Below are 20,390 nucleotides of genomic sequence, written 5' to 3'. Positions count from 1 at the left end.
GGTGCCTCTGTTATGACATTATTCGATGCTAATTTCGAATAATGTCGTTTTCTAATATACCGGTCCGTCGCTACCATCGCCTTGTATCGTCAACTACAAGGAATGGACTATGCCCCACCGAAATAAACTGCTGTTATTAAGCGGTGCGTTCGCAATCATCACTCTTTCTCCCTCCGGCGCAAGCGCTACTAACGGCTATTTCGCCCACGGATACGGCGCCCGCAGCAAGGCCTTGGCGGGAGCGAGCACGGCATTTTCGCAGGACGCGATTGCGGCGGCGGTCAATCCGGCCGGCCTGGTTTATGTCGGCGACCGGGCTGATATAGAGCTGGAATTGTTCGCGCCGTTTCGCGAATATCAAGTTAACGGAGGTGCCTCGCCATCCTCCGTATTTCCGCTGAATCCCGGCACACAAGAAAGCGAAAGCAATTTCTTTCCGGTCGGCACGCTGGGCTGGAGCCACAAACTGGACGAACAACAGAGCATCGGTCTTACGTTGTACGGTAACGGCGGCATGAACACCGACTGGCGGCAAGTGAACAATACCTCACCGTATTGTGGCGGCCAACCCGGCGTGTTTTGCGCCGGCCGTACCGGGATCGATATGGCGCAGGCGTTTTTGGTAGGCACCTACGCGCGTTCTTTCGATCATGGCCGTTATGCGATCGGTATTTCGCCGATTTTTGCCGCGCAAACTTTCAAGGCGCGTGGTTTGGCTAGCTTTGCCGCTTTTTCCAGCGACCCGAATCATTTATCCGACAAAGGCCGTGACTACTCCTTCGGCGCCGGTTTTAGAATCGGCGGGCAGGCGGAGTTGATACCCGGTTTGCGCTTGGGCGCGTCTTATAAAAGCCGGATTTATATGTCCGAGTTTGAACGTTACTCGGGATTGTTCGCGCAGCAAGGCGGGTTCGATATCCCGGACAGCTTCAATGTCGGCCTGTCCTGGGATGTAAATCGTGAGCTGACCACCAACTTCGATATCGAGCACATTCGCTACAGCGAAATTAAATCGGTCGGCAATACCCTGCAACCGCTGACGCCGGGCAGCTTGGGCACCGGAGCGGGACCGGGCTTTGGCTGGAACGATATGACGATTTATAAATTCGGCGCGCAATGGAAACAAAACGCGGAATGGATTTGGCGCGGCGGCGTCAGTTACGGCCAACAACCGATCGAAGGCTCGGAAGTGTTGTTCAACATTCTGGCGCCAGGCATACAGGAATGGCATTTGACTGGCGGCTTCAGTCATGCCTGGAGCAAACAGGACGAGTTAAGCTTTGCGTTCATGTATTCGCCGCAGAAAACCATCACCGGGCCGAATCCTTTGAGTCCGGGCCAAACCATCGATCTGTCGATGACGCAATTTTCATTGCAATTCGCCTGGTCGCGGCGTTTCTGATTCAATACCGGGTTTTTGCCTATACAGACGCATGAATAATTTGACTATCCTAAGCTCGCTGGCCGGCGGCGCACTAATCGGTTTATCCGCGGCATTGTTGCTGTTTACCCATAAGCATACCGCCGGCATCTCCGGAATAGCGGCCGGGATTTTGCCGCCTTGGCGAGCAGGGACGGCGGGTTGGCGCTGGTGGTTTCTGGCCGGCCTGCTGGCCAGCGCGCCGCTGTATCGCTTGAGCGGCGCCGGCATCCCATTGGAGCTGGACGCCTCGCCGGGCATACTGGCGATTGCCGGCCTGCTGGTGGGTTACGGTACCCGGCTTGGTGGCGGCTGCACCAGCGGGCACGGCGTTTGCGGCATAGCGCGCTTGTCGGTGCGCTCCATCGTGGCGACGCTGACCTTCATGCTAGTTGCAGGCATTACGGTGTTTATCGTTCGTCACCTAATCTGAACGGGAAGATCTTGATGAAAAATACCGCGTATTTATTCGCTTACGGTTTGTTGTTCGGATTTGGCTTGATCGTCGCCGGCATGAGCAATCCGGCCAAAGTCTTGGCATTTCTGGATGTGGCGGGGGCGTGGGATCCCAGTCTAGCCTTGGTGATGGCTAGCGCCTTATTCACACTAGGAGTGGCCCGCTATTTGATGCATCGCAATCACGAAGCAGCAGACCGGGAACAAGAACCATCGGCCGCCGTGCCCATGGGCATAGACGGTAAATTGATAGCCGGCGCGGCGATTTTTGGAGTCGGCTGGGGCCTGTCCGGCTTCTGTCCAGGGCCGGCTTTGCTGGGATTGACGGCCGGCGTCTTGGGTAACTATGCCTTTGTCGCGGCGATGTTTGCCGGGTTTTGGGTATTCCGACTGTTACACCAGCGTTAACGGGCAGCCGTCCTCGGCTGCCGGCCTTTGCTACATCCTTCGGCACGGCTTAATCCTCTCATTTGACCTAGTCCGTCACCATCATCTTTAGTCGGCGGATTCGATCCGCGCGAGTGCATCGCGGAGTATGCCGTTGCATCGGCATTGTTTCGCAAGTGGGCTTTTGCGGTTTTAATATCTCGATTAAAGATATAAGTTTCAATTTATATCATTTCACAAGCTATTGAGCATTCTTTACCATCTCTACCGGATATAACGCCCTAAACCGTATCTGCTTAGAGAAACTAAATGACGCAAAGCAACATCATGCCGGGATTTCGACCGGCGCTGGCTTACACCTTGTTCTACCTGACGCTGGTGGTGCTGATTCCGTTGAGTACCCTGGTATTCAAAAGTTTGCATTTAGGTTGGGACGAGTATGTGGACATCATCACTAATAATCGGGTGGTATCGTCGTTTCGGGTCAGCTTCGGTACGTCCTTGATCGCGGCCTTGGTGGCCGGTGTGTTCGGCTTCGTAATCGCCTGGGTACTGGTGCGTTATCCGTTTCCCGGTAAACGCTTTCTGGATGCGTTGATCGATTTGCCGTTCGCTTTACCGACCGCGGTGGCGGGCGTGATATTGGCCACGATATTTCAGCCTAGCGGTATGCTCGGTAAGTGGTTGATGGGTACCTTTGGGGTGCAGGTAGCCTACAAACCGTTAGGTATTGTGGTGGCCCTGATTTTTATCGGCATTCCGTTCGTGGTACGGACCATAGAGCCGGTTTTGCAGGAGTTCGATACCACCATGGAAGAAGCGGCATCCAGTCTGGGCGCCACCCGCTTGCAGGTGTTTACCCAAGTTATATTTCCCAATATTTTTCCGGCTTTGCTGACCGGCGTTTCGCTGGCTTTTGCGCGCGGCGTTGGCGAGTACGGTTCGGTAATTTTCATCGCCGGTAATCTGCCTTATGTCTCGGAAATCGTGCCGTTGTTGATCATCACCAAACTGGAACAGTACCAATACGCCGGGGCCACCGCCATTGCTTTGACCATGTTGTTGGTGTCGTTCTTGTTGTTGCTCATTGTCAATTTATTGCAACTCTGGGCGCGCCGTCGCTCGGGGCAAATCTAGGAGAAATCATGCATGCTAATGTTCATGTAATCGGCGACGCCAGCGGTCAGGCCAATTTCAAAGCCCTGCACGACCCATTTTGGGTGCGTTGGAGCCTGGTCGGCGTGGCGGTAGGTTTTATCGCCTTGTTTCTATGTGTGCCGTTGGGCTTGGTATTGTTTCAAGCTTTTTCCAAAGGCTGGCAGGCCTATTGGACCGCGCTGTCCCAGCCGGATGCGATCGCGGCGATGCAGCTTACTTTATTGGTGGCACTGATTACTGTGCCGTTGAATACCGTGTTTGGCGTGGCGGCCGCTTGGGCGATTACCCGTTTCGAGTTTTGGGGCAAAAGCCTGCTGACCACGTTGATCGATCTGCCGTTTTCGGTGTCGCCGGTGATTTCGGGGTTGATATTCGTATTGATGTTCGGCGCCCAGGGCTGGTTCGGTCACTGGTTTGCCGCCCACGAGATTAAGGTCATTTTCGCGGTGCCCGGCATCGTGCTGGCGACGATATTTATTACCTTTCCGTTTGTGGCGCGGGAATTGATCCCGTTGATGCAGGAAATGGGCTGCGAGGAAGAGGAAGCGGCGTTATCGCTCGGCGCCACGGGCTGGAAAACCTTTTTTCTGGTCACGCTGCCCAATATCAAATGGGCCTTGTTATACGGCGTGTTGCTGTGCAATGCCAGAGCCATGGGCGAATTCGGCGCGGTGTCGGTGGTGTCCGGACATATCCGCGGCGTGACCAATACGCTGCCGCTGCATGTCGAAGTCAGTTACAACGATTATGACGTGATCGGTGCATTTTCCAGCGCCTCGATATTGGCCTGCCTGGCGATCGTGACCCTGGTTTTGAAAAGCTTTTTGGAATGGAAGCAGGCCAGGACTTAATGGCGAACGGCAAATCTTGCCATTCGCCCCCGAACCAAGAAGCAGGTCAGGGGTTTTGCATAAGCCAACTAATATGAATTTCGAGAGATAAACATGAGTATTCTGCTAACCAACATCAGCAAAAACTTCGGCAAATTTGCCGCGCTGTACGACGTCAGTTTGGAAATTCCGGAAGGCGAATTGGTCGCCTTGTTGGGTCCTTCCGGCTGCGGCAAGACCACCTTGCTGCGGATCATTGCCGGTCTGGAAACCCCGGATTTCGGCAGGGTGTTGCTCAGCGGCGAGGACAAAACCGAACAACATGTCAGCCGCCGCGGTATAGGCTTCGTGTTTCAGCATTACGCCCTGTTCCGGCATATGACCGTGTTCGACAATATTGCCTTTGGTCTGCGCGTCAAGCCGCGCAAGGAACGCCCGAATGAGGCCTTTATCAGCAAAAAAGTGCACTCCCTGCTGGAGCTGGTACAACTGGATTGGCTGGCCGACCGCTTTCCGGATCAGTTGTCCGGCGGACAGCGGCAGCGGATTGCTTTAGCTAGAGCTTTGGCGGTAGAACCTAACGTGTTATTACTGGACGAACCCTTCGGCGCCTTGGATGCCAGCGTGCGCAAGGATTTGCGGCAATGGCTGCGTAATCTGCATCATGAATTGCACGTCACCAGCATTTTCGTGACCCACGACCAGGAAGAAGCCATGGAAGTGGCCAGCCAGGTGGTAGTGTTGAATCAGGGCCGCATCGAGCAACAAGGCGCGCCGGCGGATATTTACGATCATCCGGCCAATGCCTTCGTTTCCAAATTCATCGGCCAAACCAATATCTTCGATTTGTCGGAAAGCGAGAGCAACTGGCTGCAACGCGCCGGCATTTTAGCCGAAGAGCCCAAAGGCATTTTTGCCCATGTGCGGCCGCACAACATCGATATTGTGAAAGCCGACGAGGCATCCGGTTCGCCCGTGACCCTGAAGGACTGGCAGCATTTGGGGGCGACGATACGCATCGAATTGTTCAATCCGCAACACAACGGTTCCGGTGCGACATTGTTTGCGGAAATGCCTAACGAACGTTTCCGCGAGTTGAATTTACATAAGGGCGACCGCGTGGCTGTGCATATCAAGCAGGCGCACTGGTTTAATTGATAACGGGAAGGACAGGCTCGGGCTATCGGCAGCGTAGCCCGGCATGGATGCAAAAACGGTTCGGTAGTGCTGCCGATCGCTCAAATCACCCCACGGTAAGGCCGGTATGAATCTTAATCAGCTTGAATTATTGCGAGCCCTGCAGGAAACCAATTTCAACCAATCCAAGGCCGCCGAGAAAATGCACGTGGTGCAGTCGGCCGCCAGCCGCCAGCTACAGTTGCTGGAAGAGGAATTGGGCTCGCCGCTGTACGAGCGCCATGGCAAAAAACTGCTGGGATTGACGCCGCTGGGCGAGCGGGTCATGGAACAGGTGGATAGGATCAATCAGGCGAAAAAAAATATCCAGTCTATCGCCGACGACTTTCGCGACAATCGCAACGGCACCTTACATATCGCCACCACCCACACCCAGGCCAAATACCTGTTACCGGTGCCGGTGCAAAAGTTTCGGGAAAAATACCCAGGCATTACGATTTACATGGTGCAGTCGTCGCCGGAGGAATTGATCGAGCAACTGCATCATCACAAAGCCGATATCGCGATTTGCACCGAAAAACTGGACGAGGACGACAAACTGGTAGTGACGCCTTGCTATGAATGGCAGCACATCGCCGTGGTGCCGCGTCACCATCCGTTGGCGCAGGGCGACATCACGCTGGGCCGTCTGGCTTCGTTTCCGATTTTGACATACTCGCAGGGTTTTACCGGCCGCTCCAATATCGAAAAAGCCTTTAAGAACGTTGGTAAGGAGTTGGACATTACCTTGTCCGCCGCCGATTCCGATGTGATTAAAACCTATGTGCGGCTGGGTTTGGGAGTGGGGATTATCGCCGGCACTTCTTACGAAAGCGCCGACGACGAAGATTTGGTGGCGCTGGATTTATCACATCTGATTCCGCGCTCGGTGACCAAGATCGCGTATTTGAAGCAATTGTATTTGCCGACCTATCTGCAATATTTCATCAGCGAATTGCTGGCGCGGGCCGGGCAAAACAGCTAAGCATATTCCGGTAACTGTTGCTCAAGCCGGTAACACGGATTTGGTTTGCGCCGGATCCACCGGCCAATCCGCGGCATCCACCGAGTCCAGCGGCAGGTTTTGAATTTCGGCTTGCCAGCTGCGGATAAATTTCCCGTGCGGATCGTATAAACGGCTTTGTTTCGCCAGATCGAAATGCCTTTTGCCGCGCGGATCGGCGCCAACGCCTGCCAGATATTGCCAGTTGCCCCAGTTGCTGGCGACATCGTAATCCAGCAGTTGCTGCTCGAAATAAGCCGCGCCGAACCGCCAATCCAGTTCCAGTTCGTTTACCAGACAACTGGCCGCTATTTGCCGGCCGCGGTTGGACATAAAACCGGTGGCGTTCAACTGCTTCATGCAGGCGTTTACCAACGGGAAGGGCGTATTGCCTTGGCACCATTTTTGAAAGCGTTCCGCGTAAAAACAAGTCAAAGGCTTGCGCTGCGTAATACCGCGAAACGCAAACAAGCGCTTGCCGTACTGGTGGGCATACCATTGAAAATATTCGCGCCACAGCAGTTCCAAATATAGCCAATAGGTCGATTCGTTGGCCCCGTGATCGTGTTCGTAGCGGCGTAAATCGGCGTGAACCTTACGCACCGACAGATTGCCGTGGGCCAGCCATGGCGAAAACTTGGTGGAGTTTTCCCAGCCGTCCAGTTCGTCGCGCAAGTCTTTGTAACGGCTGGCATAGCCGCTATGAAAATAAGTTTTTAGGCGTTTGTTTCCCGCTGTCTCGCCGCCGTGAAACGGCAGATCCGGGTCGAGCGCGTAGCTGGCCGGCAAATACACCGGAAAATTCAACAGCCAATCCGATTTGGGTTCGGGGCAGGGCGGCAGCGCATCCGCCGCCGGCAAGGGATGATCAACCGGTAAGTGCTCGACCAGTTCTTTAAATTGAGTGAAGGTCGGCGGCAATTGGGCAAACGGCAAGTCTTTCAGGTTAAACAGAGTGTGCGTATCCGACTCGATAAAACGCAAGCCCGGTATGTGCTGCTGCAGTGCCAGCCACTGCTGCCGTTCCTGAAAGCCGCAATGGCGGCTACGATAAACCACCGATACGCCATGTTTGGCAACCAGCGCGCCGATGGCCGTCACCGGCGCGTCGTAACAAACCAGCAGGCGTTGCCCGGCTTGCTGTAGATTCTTATCCAGGTCTTGTAGGGCTTCCTTCAAAAACCGCCAACGCTGGGGCGAGAGCCTGGCCAGGCCGTATTGATTGGGGCTCAGCCATTGCGGGTCCAGACAATACACGCACAGCAACTGATCGACGACCGCGCCGGCTTGTTGCAGGTTGGCGTTATCGCGAACCCGCAAATCGTTACCAAACCAGTAAAGTCCCACTCTGCGCATCGATATTTCATCCTGAATAAAAAGTACCGGCGTTTCGCCGGCGAGAGCTAAGGCTTATCGCTTTATTTCTCCGATAACAAGGCGCCGATCTTTGCATCCAGCTGTTCCGGCGTCACCTCGCTGGAAAAGGCGGTCACGGCAGTGCCATTGCGAGCGATCAAATATTTATGAAAATTCCATGCCGGCGCCTGACCGGTGGCCTTGCTTAGTTTTTGGAAAAAGCCGTTCGCCGCGGCGCCTTTCACCTGACTTTTTTCCAGCATCGGGAAGGTGACGCCGTAATTGATGTAACAGACGTTGGCGGTTTTTTCCGCTTCGGCGAACTCCTGATTAAAATCGTTGGACGGAAAGCCGACCACCACCAAGCCCTGATCCTTATACTTTTGGTATAAGGCTTCCAGACCTTTGAATTGCGGCGTGTAACCGCAGTTGCTGGCGGTGTTGACGGCCAGGATCACCTTGCCCTGAAAAGCCTGACAAAAATCGATTTGCTCGCTGGAGCGTAATTTAGTCATTTTGTAATTCAACAAATCGGGGCAAGGCTCTGCTTCGGCTATGGACAGTGAACACAGCCACAGGCTGGCGGCTAACAATAGAACCTTCATCATCATTCCTCCTGATTGACTGTTAGCATACCAGCTTAGGGGCAAAGTCAACCCGGTCCGCTTAGCGGTTTACCGTGTCATGGCAGGGCATGGCCGGTTCCTGCAATCAGTGAGTTTGCAGCATGCCTTGTTTGATAATAAAGTCGGCTATCGCGTCCAAACCATTGCCGGCTTTGATGTTGGTGAATACAAACGGCCGCTCGCCGCGCATCTTCTTCGCGTCGCGGTCCATTACTTCCAGCGACGCGCCGACGTATGGCGCCAGATCGATTTTATTGATCACCAACAAATCCGAACGGGTAATGCCGGGGCCGCCCTTGCGCGGAATTTTGTCGCCGGCCGACACATCGATCACGTAGATAGTCAGGTCGGCCAATTCCGGGCTGAAGGTGGCGCTGAGATTGTCGCCGCCGCTTTCCACCATCACAAAATCCAGCTCCGGCCAGCGCTCGCAGAGTTCGTCTACCGCTGCCAAGTTCATAGAGGCGTCCTCGCGGATGGCGGTATGCGGACAGCCGCCGGTTTCTACACCTAAAATCCGCTCTTCCGGCAAGGCCTGGCTACGGATCAAGAATTGCTGATCCTCGCGGGTATAAATATCGTTGGTGACCACGCCGATCTCATAATCGTCGCGCATCCGCTTGCACAAGGCATCTACCAATGCTGTTTTGCCCGAGCCGACCGGGCCGCCGATGCCTACTCTTAATATTTGTTTGTCGCTCATAGTATTTTTCTCAAGATGGTGTTTGGGTTATTTAAAAGGGTAGGTCAGGGTACGCGCAGCGCTCCCTGACAATTTCAGAATATTTTTACCTTGTTCATCAAATCAATTGGCGTAAGTTTTACGAGCGAAACAGCCGCGAATACTGCATTTCATGCCGGCTGCTAGCCAAGGCCAAACCAAAACAACTGCCGCCGATTTCGGCGTCGTTTAGGTTTAAAGCACGTTCCACCAAAGCCGGCAATTCGTCGGCCAGATTTTTTAATAGCCGCTGCCCGGCCACTTGCCCCAGAGGGACCAATTTGACCGCGCACAACACCTGATTCTCCAACCAGCCCCACAAATAGCCGATGAGAGCATCGGCTTTGCTGATTTGCCAGCGTGCCGCCGCCAACGCGAACATGGTCCCCAAGGTCGCATCCGGGCGTTTTAGCCAGTCATTGGCCTCAGGTAATTCCAAATTCACCAGCAAGCGCGCTAGCGCCTGGCCGGTTTGTCTATCCTCCGCGCGCAACTCGGCGGTTTCCCGGCAGGCGGTCAGGGTTTGGCTCCAATGTTCAACCGCCGCCATGTCGTCAACGCTCCAGGCATCGTAAAGCCGCGCCAGAATCGGTGCATCGACCAAACCCAAACCGTTTTGCAACAAGCCTTGCAGCCAGCCGTCAACTTGCTCGGCGTTGGTAAGCCAGCCATCGTCCACTGCGCGTTCCAGCCCCTGCGAATAACTGTACATGCCGATCGGCAAACCGGGGCTGACCAGTTGCAGCAGCCTTAACAGCGATAAATCAGTGACCATGGCTGTGATACGCGCCGCTTTCCGGTTCGAAGGGCAGGGTGTGATGTTCGACCGTCAATCCCAAACCGACCAGCATTTGATCGAGCACGTGATCGGCCAGATAGCGCAATTCATCCGGCAAAATTTGCAGGGCGATGTGGCGGTTGCCTAGGTGGTAACACGCTTTAGCAAACAGCAGTTGATCGGTGCATTTCACCACCGACAGTTGTTCCGGGGCGGCATCAATGCGTACTTTAAAGCCTTGGCTGTTGGTGAGGATTGCGCCGTGTCTCAGGGTTTGTCCCCTTGGCAGGAACACGCCGACTTGGATGCCGCCTTTGGTGGTGGCGGGTTGTCTTGATTTTTGGCGGGCTTCGAAGGGGAGGGTTAGGGTGTCGTCAGGGGGTTCTTGGGTTTGGGTGGTTTCGGTGAGTTTTAGCATATTTGTTTTGGTTAGATTTTGCTTGGCACGCTGGTTCCCAAGCTCCCGCTTGGGAACGATGTCTCGAAAGCTCTAGCTTTCATTGGTGTTGTGTCGCTAGCGCGACGGGTTGTTTGGGAGTCGGGTCTCGGCCCGACAGCCGAGTGACTTTTCTTTGTTTGGCCAAAGAAAAGTCACCAAAAGAAAGGCCACCCCATGCCGCTTGTATCCTGCGCTCCGAAGGGTTTGAGCGGGGTTTTTCGAAGGGGCGTCCAGCCCCTGCGAAAAACGGGCGGCGTCCTTGCCGCGCCCCTTCGGGCTGATCCGCCCAAACCCTCCAGTGCTCGGCGCGGCATCAGGGGATAAAAACCGTTCCCAAGTTTGAAGCTGTCTTGTTTTTTATCGTTCCGATGCCCCAATTCCGGAATGCGTTTAACCTAACGATTCACAACCAAAGCGCGGGTTTCTAATCAGATTCCAATGAGTTTTTTAGTATTTGTTGAAACATCTGAATAGTTTCGTCAGTATTGACAAAAGACCACTCTAAGGATGCCATAAGCACTCTTGTCAAATCATCAGTATTTTTTAAGAAGCTATGACTAAATCCGTCAATATGAAGTTTTCGGCCTAATGCAGCGACAAGATCATGTCCATGAAGTTTTTTTGATGAATCAAGTTTTTCAGCTCTAATAGTCAATATATCAATGGCTTCGGGTAACTTTTCTGCTATTTCCTGTCGCGCAGCATTTTTGTCGCCAACTTTATTGCAATAATTTTCAAAAGAGAATGGCTCCTTTTTTTTAATAACATCTTGAATGTCTATCAGTTTCCAATTGGCGCCTATGTACTCTTTAGCCGCTCTGAAAATGCATATTTCATGTACTATTGGCTCAATAAAGTACATTAGCTCGTCCCATTTTTTTTCTGGGTTTCCACATCCAATTCCTAATGACAAAAACTTAAGAATAATATCCTTTTTCCAAAATATTAATTCAATGCTCGTTCCTTTGGTGCCATGGAGAGGTGGAGCGTAGTTTGCTTTTTCTAATAGATAGTCTAAATCTGAATCTATTACAAAAATAATCTGCGAGTGAAGGTCTATATCAGATGCTAATTTTTTTGCGGCCGCTATTACACGTTGCCTGCAGCCTGATGTTAATCCATGTTCTTCAAGAGCCGAGTCTGGTATATCTAAAGTTGATATAGGATACACGCACAAATTAGCAAATCCTAGGTGCTTGAAAATCCATCTATATATATCCCTGTCAAATGTTCCTTCTACATAAACCTCCTGTATGGTTTTTTCTAGGCGTAATTTAACCCTTGTTTCATTGATCGTTCTTTTTGGTAATTCCATATTTATGACCATCTGTCCTATATATTTCAGGATCGAGAGCAATAACCATGTCGTCGTGTTGAGACAATAACTCAATTGAATGTGTAGCGATAATAATCTGTAAGCTCGAATCGCTAATTATTTCGCGCATCGCATTTATAAGCTCTCTTTGCCATTTGATGTTTAACGATATCTCTGGTTCGTCGATGATAAATATGCTCTGTTTATCTTTGGCAACCAATAGGTAGCAAAACAATAAAAGCAACTGCTGTTCTCCAGAAGACAACTTTTCAGGACCAAGTGGCTCACCTCCGTTAGTGCCATAAATCATAAAGCCATTGGAAGGAGAAAAGCTAATGGTTTTATGCTTAAACAAGCTGTTTAATGTGTTTAGAAAATTCTCAATTACCATTCCAACTGGCTGTAGTGCTTTCAATCTTGCAGTCAAGCTATCGATATAAGGTGAAAGAATTTTGTTTAAAATAACTCCGTTTCCAGTTGAGGATTCTTTGATGGCCTTATTTATATTAATAAAATCAAGCTCGGGTGCTAAACCTAAATCTGAATATTTCCTATTTTGCGCAGAAAGTTCTGTTAAGCTCGTTACTAGGTCGTCTACATTAGAAGTAGAATTATCATCAAAAAACTTTTCCGTAGAAATTCTATAAATTAGATCTGCATAAATATCATTTGTGCTTTTTGACCCTGTGTTGGACGCACCTATTATTTGTCTATTTATATATTTCGCTGCACTGTTTAAGGCTTCTTTTATATATTGCGTGCGTATACGTGTAATTAAATCTGTGCCAGAATTTTCATTAGCTTGCTGATATGAAGGTGCTTTAGTATCTTCAATCGAATCACATGCCATTCTCCTGTCGGCAGCCATAAAATAGCAAGTGATTTGTAAGTCTTGCAACGCATTAAGGTATTTTTTATGGGCGTCATCATCAACATTAAATAAAGAATACTGCAGGCTATTTAATAAATTCTTTTGATAAAGTTTTTCTTTGACGGATTTTGTGGCTTTAGCACTGGCTTTTCCTTGCATTTCTCTTTCAACAATATCTAACAGAGATTGATTTCTAAGTGTTTCTGGAATAAAGCTATACTCAACGCCCTTTGAATTAGCTCTTTGTATTTTAAATAAAATTGGCAAGCTGTTTGAGTTATCGTGTCTTTCTGCGCTTACCACACTTCCATCAGAAAGAAAAACGCGCACATGTTTAAATTGCACCTTAGCTATTGAGTTTAAGTGGCCTTTATTGGTCTGAGAAGATAGAAGGTGGAACAATAAATATAATATTGTTGTTTTTCCGCAGCCGTTATCACCATATAAAATTATAAGGTCACTAGACAGGTTGCTGAGGCTACAGTCGCGGTAACTGTATAATCCATGTAATGCCTCAATTGAGAAACTGGATATTCGTATCATAATATTCCTTGAATTATGCAAAAGCATAGAAAATAACAATAGTCCGTAGGCTGGGTAGAGCAAAGCGAAACCCAGCGATGTAGGCTATCGTTCCAACTCAGCCTACCAAAAAGCCTTTGCTACACGCAATAACCGTTGGAGTGAAGCATTCCCGTTATTTCGCCCCGAGCATCGCAGCTTTTGGCGAGATTAGCCCGCAGGGGAGCGGCAGGGATGCCGCTCGTTTTCGGAGGGCCAGGGATGGCCCTTCCGAAAACCCTCGCCAAAAGTGAGAAGCGCAGGATAAAGGCGGAATGTCGGGTGGCCTTTTCTTTGGACACTTTCTTTTGGCCAAGCAAAAGAAAGTGTCTCGGCTGTCGGGCCGAGACCCGACTTAAAACTGCCCGTCGCGATAGCGACACAAAAAACAAAAAACCAAAACCCAGCAAAGCTTTCACCATAACCCATTAAAACTGTGAAAAACCTCACACTTTCCCAGCCAACAAGTTAACAGAGAACTCCCCCCGATTTCCCTAAATTAACACCGTCCCCGCTAATTACGCAGCCACCAAAACAGAAGCGCTAATGCCGCCGGACACGCTGCCCTTGAATTTCCGGGAAAGCCAATTTTTACCCGAGAAGCAAGTACAGCGTTAATTCCTCAACTCTCGTGTTTAATTTACAAAAGGTGAAGGTCATGAAAACAATCAAAAATCTATTCTTAATGCTATCTATCGTTGCCGCTTCCATGTTTGGCGCCAGTGCGGCCAATGCGGCGAGTTGTTCCGCCGGTTGGGTGAATGTCACCGGTGTTTACGAATATAACGTTAACGGTACGACATACGGCTATATCTACACCGTACCGGAGCACAGTGTGTTGCCGGCCTATACCAATTACTTCGTGACCTACAATCAAAACGCCTTGAGTCAGGCCAAATTGGCGCTGCAAAACCATCAAACCTACTATTTGTATGGTGACTTAGGCACTGCTGCCTGCCCAACCTCCGGCTCTTACCGCTACTTGGGTACTTTAACCTATCTGTACGAGTATTAATCGCTGCATCCGATCATGCGGAATCTTTGGTCCGGCTTATTCGACCGAGATTCCGCTCTGAGCAAACTCAACCAAAAGGTCAAGATCATGAATAAAATTGTCTCCATAATGGGTGTGGCTAGTGTTTTTGCGAGCGGATATTTTGCCGGTCAGCAATTTACCGGTCCCAGCGAGAGCCAATCCGTGGCCCGGCCGGAAAAAACCGCTTCGCTTCCGGCTCCTGCCATTGAAATCGGCGAAAATAGCAATCTCCGTATTTCGCCAATGAATGCCGGAATGTCTTCGGCGGCGCGATTGCCCCCCCACGAGCGACAGCTAGCCGAGCTTGCCAACCCCTTGTCACCTCAGGACGAGGCGGCTCGTGGCGAGGCCAATGCCGAGATGATCGCATCGATGCGGGCCAACCACTTACCGGAAGAGCAAATTGCTCAGCTGGAGCAGACTCTGAAAGAACAAGAATCTGCTGGCCCCGTTCAGCCCGGAGAACCGGTAGCAGAACGAACTAGCGCGGAATTGAGCGCTGAGTTACGCGAAAGCCTAAAGCAATCCGGTGCGCCACCGGAAATCATAGAAGCCATGGCTCACCAAATCGAAGCCGGCGTAACCACCTCGGATGAACCGGTTCTACCGCACAAAAACAATACCCCAGGTTCTTAGTTTTAACTGATGGCAAATGCCGCGATCGCTTCCGCCTGATACAGTTTGTTTTCGGCTGGGCCACGGATGGCTCTACCGAAAACCCTGACCCATCTCAAAACAAGAAATACCGCTGCGCCATCGGTAACACCACCGCCGGTTCGCAAATCAACAACTCCCCATCTGCCCGTACTTGATAAGTTTGCGGACAAACCTCCATCACCGGCTGATAGTCGTTCAGCTTCAAATCCGCCTTACCGATAGTCCGGGTGTTTTTCACCGTACCCACCCGTTTTTGTAGACCCAATTGGCCAGCTAAGCCGGAGGTCACCGCTACTTGCGGCAAAAAGATCATCGAATTGTGGGCGGCGGTGCGGCCGAAGCTGCCGAACATCGGCCGGTAATGCACCGGCTGCGGCGTGGGGATAGAAGCGTTAGCGTCGCCCATCGGCGCGGCGGCGATCAGGCCGCCTTTGATGATCAGGCTGGGTTTAACGCCGAAAAAGGCCGGTTGCCACAGCACCAGATCCGCCAGTTTGCCGGCTTCGACGGAACCCACTTCGTGGGCGATGCCGTGGCTGATGGCTGGGTTGATGGTGTATTTGGCGATGTAGCGTTTAATGCGGAAGTTGTCGTTTTGCGCAGTGTCGCTACCCAGCGCGCCGCGTTGCGTCTTCATCTTGTGCGCGGTCTGCCAAGTGCGGATCACCACTTCGCCGACTCGGCCCATGGCTTGCGAGTCCGAGGAGATCATCGAAAACGCGCCCAAGTCGTGCAGGATGTCTTCGGCGGCAATGGTTTCGCGGCGGATGCGTGATTCGGCGAAAGCCACGTCTTCCGGAATGCTGGGGTCGAGGTGATGGCAGACCATCAACATGTCCAAATGCTCGTCGACCGTGTTGACCGTGTAAGGTCGGGTCGGGTTGGTCGATGACGGTAAGACGTTACTCAAACCGCAGGCCTTGATGATGTCCGGCGCATGGCCGCCGCCGGCGCCTTCGGTATGGTAGGTATGGATGGTGCGGCCCTTAAAGGCGGCGAAGGTGTCTTCCACAAACCCAGATTCGTTCAAGGTGTCGGTGTGGATCGCCACCTGCACGTCGTAATCGTCGGCCACGCCCAGGCTGCAATCTATCGCCGCCGGCGTGGTGCCCCAGTCTTCGTGCAGTTTCAGGCCCATTGCCCCGGCTTTGATTTGTTCTTCCAGTGCGCCGGGCAGGCTGGCGTTGCCCTTGCCCAACAAGCCAAAGTTCATCGGCAAGCCGTCCAGCGCGGTCAGCATTTGTTGCAGATGCCACGGCCCCGGTGTGCAAGTGGTGGCGTTGGTGCCGGTCGCCGGACCGGTACCGCCGCCGATCATCGTGGTCACGCCGGAACACAGCGCTTCCTCGATTTGCTGCGGGCAGATGAAATGGATATGGGCGTCGATGCCGCCCGCGGTCAAAATCTGGCCTTCGCCGGCGATGACTTCCGTGCCAGGGCCGACGATGATGTCCACGCCGGGTTGAATGTCAGGATTGCCGGCCTTGCCGATTTTGAAAATTCGCCCCTGCTTGATGCCGACATCGGCCTTGACGATGCCCCAGTAATCGATGATCAGCGCGTTGGTAATTACCAAATCCACGGCCTGATCGTTGCCCAATTGGCTTTGGCCCATGCCGTCGCGGATCACCTTGCCGCCGCCAAATTTCACTTCGTCGCCGTAGACGGTGTAATCGGCTTCCACTTCCAGAATCAAATCGGTGTCGGCCAGCCGCAGACGGTCGCCGGTGGTGGGGCCGAACATGTCGGCATAAGCCGCTCTCGAAATCTTGCTCATGCGGTTTTCTCCAGTGCGCCCATTACCTCACCTCTAAAGCCGTACACCTCGCGCTTGCCGGCGAAGGTCACCAATTGCACCTCGCGCTGCTGGCCCGGCTCGAAACGCACGGCGGTACCCGCCGGAATATCCAGCCGAAAGCCCAAAGCCACGCTGCGCTCGAAATGCAAAGCCGGGTTGGTTTCGTAAAAATGATAATGCGAGCCAACCTGAATCGGTCGGTCGCCGCTGTTGGCGACCAGGACTTTAACGGTCGCACGGCCGGCATTGAGTTCGATGTCGCCGGCGGCGGGGAAGATTTCTCCGGGGATCATGGGGGGCTCCTTTTATATTTGGTTTTCCGCGTGGGCACGATAAATCGTGTCCACCCTACATATTGGGTTTTCTAGCGGTTCCGACAGATTTTCGTAGGGTGGGCACACGCTTTTTGTGCCCACGCGATGACTAAACAATCGGCTCATGCACCGTCACCAATTTTGTGCCGTCAGGAAACGTAGCCTCCACCTGCACCTCGGTCAACATCTCGGCGATGCCGTCCATCACGTCGTCGATGCTCAATAGTGTTCGGCCATAAGCCATCAATTCGGCGACGGTCTGGCCGTCGCGCGCGCCTTCCATGATCGCGGCGGAGATATAGGCCACCGCTTCCGGGTAATTGAGTTTCAAGCCTCTGGCTTTGCGGCGCTCGGCGAGGAGGGCGGCAGTGAAGAGGAGGAGTTTGTCTTTTTCTCTGGGGGTTAATTGCATAGTCGTTTCGTTAATGTGACGTTTTCGTGGGGTGGGCACGTTTAATCGTGCCCACGCGTTTTTCCAATTTGCAGTAGCCAACCGTCGGCGTTAAGCTATCGTACACTTTTTCGTACAACAGGAGCATCAATGGACGCCATCAGTTACAGCGCCGCGCGCGCCAATTTGGCTAAAACCATGGACAAGGTTTGCGCCGACCATGCCCCCATCATCATCACCCGCAAAAGCGAATCCCCGGTGGTGATGCTGTCTCTGGAAGATTTCCAAGCCATGGAGGAAACCGCCTACCTGCTGCGTTCGCCAGCCAACGCCCGCCGCTTGCTGGAATCCATCGCCGAGTTGGAATCCGGCCAAGGCACCGAGCGCGAACTAATCGAGTGAAAATCACCTTTTCCTCCGATGCCTGGGATAGCTACCTTTACTGGCAAACCACGGACAAGGCCATTCTTAAGCGTATCAACCAACTGATCAAGGAAATCCAGCGCCAGCCCTTCGAGGGCATCGGCAAGCCGGAACCTTTGAAACACGGTTTGTCCGGCTATTGGTCGCGGCGAATTAACGACGAGCATCGGATCGTTTATAAAGTTGCCGGGGATTCGTTGTTGATTGCGCAGTTGCGGTTTCACTATGAGTATTGACGTTGGTTGTTTATGTTGTGTCGCTGCCGCGACGGTTTTTTAAATGTCGGTTCGCGGACCGACAACCGCGATACTTTCTTTTGTTTGGCCAAAAGAAAGTATCCAAAGAAAAAGCCACCCCATGCCGCTTAGATCCTGCGCGCCGAAGGGTTTGAACGGGGTTTTCGGAAGGGCTATCCCTAGCCCTCCGAAAACGAGCGGCGTCCCTGCCGCTCCCCTGCGGGCTGATCCGTCCAAACCCTTCGGTGCTCGGCGCGGCATCAGGGGAGAAAACCCTCCCAAAATCTTAAGTACTAAAATCTGGATAACAGTATCTACCACGCTAGTTATTGTCATTTTGAAAAACTCTTGAGAACAACGACAAGGGATATGAACACCAGACAGAAAATAAATGAGCGACAAGCGCATATGTAAGTGCTTCGGATGGATGAAGAGGACTAGGTATAAAAAAATACACTGCTGATAAAGTACTTAAAATCGAAAAGACTATTCTCGAAATAGTCATCTTTTCACTTAACTGTGACAGTGCCAAAAGCCAAGGCCAACATGCTACGCCCGCAAGCAACAACAAAACTCCTATTGAAAGTACTAGTTCTGTGCCTCCATAACTTGAAAACTCGTCATGCATTCCCGGATGCTTAAAGAACGCAATTCCAACTAGCCCAACATTTATAGATAATGATGTAAGTACAAAAAACTTTAATAATAAATATGTTCATGGGCGATTTTTGAATTTGAAAGTTCGCAAGCTGGGCTGAACAAATTGAAACGCATCGTTCGCGACAGATTAGCCTCCTATCGTCGGTATCCTACGATAGAACTTGAAACCCAAAATACAAATTTATCCAACAACTTTTCTCCGCGCCACGGTTTTCTCCCCTGATGCCGCGCCGAGCACCGAAGGGTTTGGACGGATCAGCCCGCAGGGGAGCGGCAGGGACGCCGCTCGTTTTCGGAGGGCTAGGGATAGCCCTTCCGAAAACCCCGTTCAAACCCTTCGGCGCGCAGGATCTAAGCGGCATGGGGTGGCTTTTTCTTTGGATACTTTCTTTTGGCCAAACAAAAGAAAGTATCTCGGCTGTCGGGCCGAGACCCGACATTAAAACAAAGCCGTCGCGGCAGCGACACCAAAAATACCCCTCACCCCAACCCTCTCCCTCAAGGGGGAGAGGGAGCTAAAACCCTAGCAAAAACAAAATCTCACGTAGCCCAAATCCTCGGCGCACAAACGGCCTTGCCAACCACATCCCCCCTTACCAATCCCCAAACCCTCTCAAAAAACCCCTTCAACAAATCCGCCCGACGATCTAAACCACGACAAATCAACAAACCCTCAATCAAAGTCACCCCGCGATTAGCCTCATCCCCAATCATTTCTTGCACCGCCGTCAACTGCGAAGCCGTCGCCGGATAAACAAACATCGTTCCGCAAGCCGAATGCCCGAACAAACCCCAGCGGGCTTGAAATGCTGCTGCATCCAGGCGCAAACGCTCCATGTAGACCAAGCGCCCGGCGAGGCTGATGCGCCAGTTCAGGCTGGCGGCCCCGTTGTCGAAGCCTTCGCCGGCAGCGGGGCGGCCCAGGGCCAAGATTTCCCAGCCGATGAAGTGGGCGTGATCGGCCAAATCGATATTCATAGAAGAATTCAACTTAGCGCCTTGGTAAACAATGGTTTCCTGCGGCAACCATTCCAAACTGGCGTTTTCGCCGATTGTTAAATTGACGGTTTGCTGTGCTTCGCCGCCGCCGCTGCGATAAAACTTGCCGGCGGCGGGCGTGGTGATGAGCGCTTGAGCATCGGCTTCCACATCGGCGGTAATGCTCAACTGATCGCCGGCTACCACGCCGCCGGGCGGGTGCAGCAAGTACACATGGCAGACGCCGCCTTCCGGATAAAAAGGCCGTTGCACGGTTAATGGGCCGCGATGCTGGCGTTTGCCCAATACGGTTTTGTCGCCGCGTTGGGCAAAGCCCAGTTTCAATTCGGCTTCCCAGGCCGATGAATCGGCTATGGAGTCAGTATTGGAAGGGACAGCAAAGTCTGGACGCATGGCGGCTGAGGCGATTGATTTACAGTTTATTAGCCTTCGGCGCGACGGCTGTTTTCAACTTGAGGGCAGATTGATTCGGGATAGTGCCAATCGGGCGCCGAACTATGTGCAATATAACCGGGCCAAGTACCAATCCCAAAATCAATGCGCTAATCAGCAAGGCCGGGAGATAAGGGGTTTCCAATATCGGATGGATTAAAGCGCGGGTTAATTGCAGAAAGTTGCCGCCTTGCATCATGGCTTCGTGACTGTCGTGTGCTTCGCCGCGCATCGACCAGATCAAAAGCAAGGCGCTGAAAGCAGATAGATATTTTTTAGAATTCATCGTAAGTTCTCCCAAATGGATGTAATCGGTAGGGCAATGCCGTAAAGTTTAGACAGATATT

The 20,390-nt window shown here is 52.2% G+C and carries 23 protein-coding genes; 11 read left to right on the top strand and 12 right to left on the bottom strand.

The window, feature by feature from the left end; all coding sequences use genetic code 11:
• Positions 1-109: 109 nt before the first annotated feature.
• The 7 genes from ACH50O_RS10715 (at position 110) to ACH50O_RS10685 (ending at position 6,412) form a co-directional block, all read left to right on the top strand.
• On the top strand, positions 110-1,402 hold the full coding sequence (locus ACH50O_RS10715) for an OmpP1/FadL family transporter (RefSeq protein ID WP_446811999.1): 1,293 nt from the start codon (positions 110-112) through the stop codon (positions 1,400-1,402).
• 31 nt (positions 1,403-1,433) lie between these two features.
• On the top strand, positions 1,434-1,853 hold the full coding sequence (locus ACH50O_RS10710) for a YeeE/YedE family protein (RefSeq protein WP_446811998.1): 420 nt from the start codon (positions 1,434-1,436) through the stop codon (positions 1,851-1,853).
• A gap of 14 nt (positions 1,854-1,867) precedes the next feature.
• Positions 1,868-2,284 (top strand): DUF6691 family protein, encoded by a 417-nt coding sequence (locus tag ACH50O_RS10705; RefSeq protein WP_446811997.1) that lies wholly within the window; start codon positions 1,868-1,870, stop codon positions 2,282-2,284.
• A 288-nt stretch (positions 2,285-2,572) separates the two neighbouring features.
• Positions 2,573-3,400: a sulfate ABC transporter permease subunit CysT gene (cysT, locus tag ACH50O_RS10700; protein ID WP_446811996.1), complete on the top strand. Its 828-nt coding sequence runs from the start codon at positions 2,573-2,575 to the stop codon at positions 3,398-3,400.
• An 8-nt stretch (positions 3,401-3,408) separates the two neighbouring features.
• Positions 3,409-4,272 (top strand): sulfate ABC transporter permease subunit CysW, encoded by an 864-nt coding sequence (gene cysW / locus ACH50O_RS10695; RefSeq protein WP_446811995.1) that lies wholly within the window; start codon positions 3,409-3,411, stop codon positions 4,270-4,272.
• Positions 4,273-4,365: 93 nt separating this feature from the next.
• Complete coding sequence (locus ACH50O_RS10690) at positions 4,366-5,409, top strand: sulfate/molybdate ABC transporter ATP-binding protein (RefSeq protein ID WP_446811994.1); 1,044 nt, start codon at positions 4,366-4,368, stop codon at positions 5,407-5,409.
• 106 nt (positions 5,410-5,515) lie between these two features.
• The gene (locus ACH50O_RS10685; RefSeq protein ID WP_446811993.1) at positions 5,516-6,412 is read left to right on the top strand and encodes a LysR substrate-binding domain-containing protein; all 897 of its coding nucleotides are present in this window, start codon (positions 5,516-5,518) and stop codon (positions 6,410-6,412) included.
• A gap of 21 nt (positions 6,413-6,433) precedes the next feature.
• On the opposite strand, the gene ACH50O_RS10680 is transcribed toward ACH50O_RS10685, so the two are convergent.
• The 7 genes from ACH50O_RS10680 to ACH50O_RS10650 form a co-directional block, all read right to left on the bottom strand.
• On the bottom strand, positions 6,434-7,786 hold the full coding sequence (locus ACH50O_RS10680; protein ID WP_446811992.1) for a DASH family cryptochrome: 1,353 nt from the start codon (positions 7,784-7,786) through the stop codon (positions 6,434-6,436).
• A gap of 62 nt (positions 7,787-7,848) precedes the next feature.
• Positions 7,849-8,394, bottom strand: coding sequence for a glutathione peroxidase (locus tag ACH50O_RS10675; protein ID WP_446811991.1), 546 nt, complete (start codon positions 8,392-8,394; stop codon positions 7,849-7,851).
• Between the two features lie 103 nt (positions 8,395-8,497).
• Positions 8,498-9,115, bottom strand: coding sequence for an urease accessory protein UreG (gene ureG / locus ACH50O_RS10670; RefSeq protein WP_446811990.1), 618 nt, complete (start codon positions 9,113-9,115; stop codon positions 8,498-8,500).
• 118 nt (positions 9,116-9,233) lie between these two features.
• Positions 9,234-9,908, bottom strand: a complete 675-nt coding sequence (locus ACH50O_RS10665) for an urease accessory protein UreF (protein ID WP_446811989.1) — start codon at positions 9,906-9,908, stop codon at positions 9,234-9,236.
• Positions 9,898-10,329 (bottom strand): urease accessory protein UreE, encoded by a 432-nt coding sequence (gene ureE, locus ACH50O_RS10660; RefSeq protein WP_446811988.1) that lies wholly within the window; start codon positions 10,327-10,329, stop codon positions 9,898-9,900. The genes ACH50O_RS10665 and ureE overlap by 11 nt, the downstream gene beginning before the upstream one ends.
• 445 nt (positions 10,330-10,774) lie before the next feature.
• Positions 10,775-11,665, bottom strand: a complete 891-nt coding sequence (locus tag ACH50O_RS10655; RefSeq protein ID WP_446811987.1) for a DUF4435 domain-containing protein — start codon at positions 11,663-11,665, stop codon at positions 10,775-10,777.
• Positions 11,637-13,079 carry an AAA family ATPase gene (locus ACH50O_RS10650; RefSeq protein ID WP_446811986.1) on the bottom strand — a complete coding sequence of 481 codons (1,443 nt, stop codon included), beginning with the start codon at positions 13,077-13,079 and terminating at the stop codon, positions 11,637-11,639. Before ACH50O_RS10650 ends, ACH50O_RS10655 begins: the two co-directional genes overlap by 29 nt.
• Positions 13,080-13,755: 676 nt before the next feature.
• Between ACH50O_RS10650 and ACH50O_RS10645 the strand changes: the two genes are divergently transcribed.
• Both ACH50O_RS10645 and ACH50O_RS10640 read left to right on the top strand, forming a co-directional pair.
• Complete coding sequence (locus tag ACH50O_RS10645; protein WP_446811985.1) at positions 13,756-14,112, top strand: hypothetical protein; 357 nt, start codon at positions 13,756-13,758, stop codon at positions 14,110-14,112.
• Between the two features lie 87 nt (positions 14,113-14,199).
• Positions 14,200-14,769, top strand: coding sequence for a hypothetical protein (locus ACH50O_RS10640; protein WP_446811984.1), 570 nt, complete (start codon positions 14,200-14,202; stop codon positions 14,767-14,769).
• A gap of 94 nt (positions 14,770-14,863) precedes the next feature.
• Here the strand turns inward: ACH50O_RS10640 and ureC are convergent, their stop codons facing one another.
• The 3 genes from ureC to ureA form a co-directional block, all read right to left on the bottom strand.
• Positions 14,864-16,567, bottom strand: coding sequence for an urease subunit alpha (gene ureC, locus ACH50O_RS10635; protein WP_446811983.1), 1,704 nt, complete (start codon positions 16,565-16,567; stop codon positions 14,864-14,866).
• Positions 16,564-16,881 (bottom strand): urease subunit beta, encoded by a 318-nt coding sequence (locus ACH50O_RS10630; protein ID WP_446811982.1) that lies wholly within the window; start codon positions 16,879-16,881, stop codon positions 16,564-16,566. Before ACH50O_RS10630 ends, ureC begins: the two co-directional genes overlap by 4 nt.
• 130 nt (positions 16,882-17,011) lie before the next feature.
• Positions 17,012-17,314 (bottom strand): urease subunit gamma, encoded by a 303-nt coding sequence (gene ureA, locus ACH50O_RS10625; protein ID WP_020482653.1) that lies wholly within the window; start codon positions 17,312-17,314, stop codon positions 17,012-17,014.
• Positions 17,315-17,443: 129 nt separating this feature from the next.
• On the opposite strand from ureA, the gene ACH50O_RS10620 reads away from it, so the two are divergent.
• The gene (locus ACH50O_RS10620) at positions 17,444-17,695 is read left to right on the top strand and encodes a type II toxin-antitoxin system Phd/YefM family antitoxin (protein WP_036278825.1); all 252 of its coding nucleotides are present in this window, start codon (positions 17,444-17,446) and stop codon (positions 17,693-17,695) included.
• Entirely contained in the window at positions 17,692-17,952 is a 261-nt protein-coding gene (locus ACH50O_RS10615; RefSeq protein ID WP_446811981.1) for a Txe/YoeB family addiction module toxin, read from the top strand. Before ACH50O_RS10620 ends, ACH50O_RS10615 begins: the two co-directional genes overlap by 4 nt.
• 1,200 nt (positions 17,953-19,152) lie before the next feature.
• Here the strand turns inward: ACH50O_RS10615 and ACH50O_RS10610 are convergent.
• Complete coding sequence (locus ACH50O_RS10610; RefSeq protein ID WP_446811980.1) at positions 19,153-20,004, bottom strand: urease accessory protein UreD; 852 nt, start codon at positions 20,002-20,004, stop codon at positions 19,153-19,155.
• Between the two features lie 19 nt (positions 20,005-20,023).
• A complete protein-coding gene (locus ACH50O_RS10605) occupies positions 20,024-20,329 on the bottom strand; it encodes a hypothetical protein (RefSeq protein WP_446811979.1) in 306 nt (101 codons plus the stop codon).
• Between the last annotated feature and the right edge of the window lie 61 nt (positions 20,330-20,390).

The organism is Methylomonas sp. 2BW1-5-20, from assembly GCF_052474515.1.
This window is presented reverse-complemented; position numbering and strand designations above follow the sequence as displayed.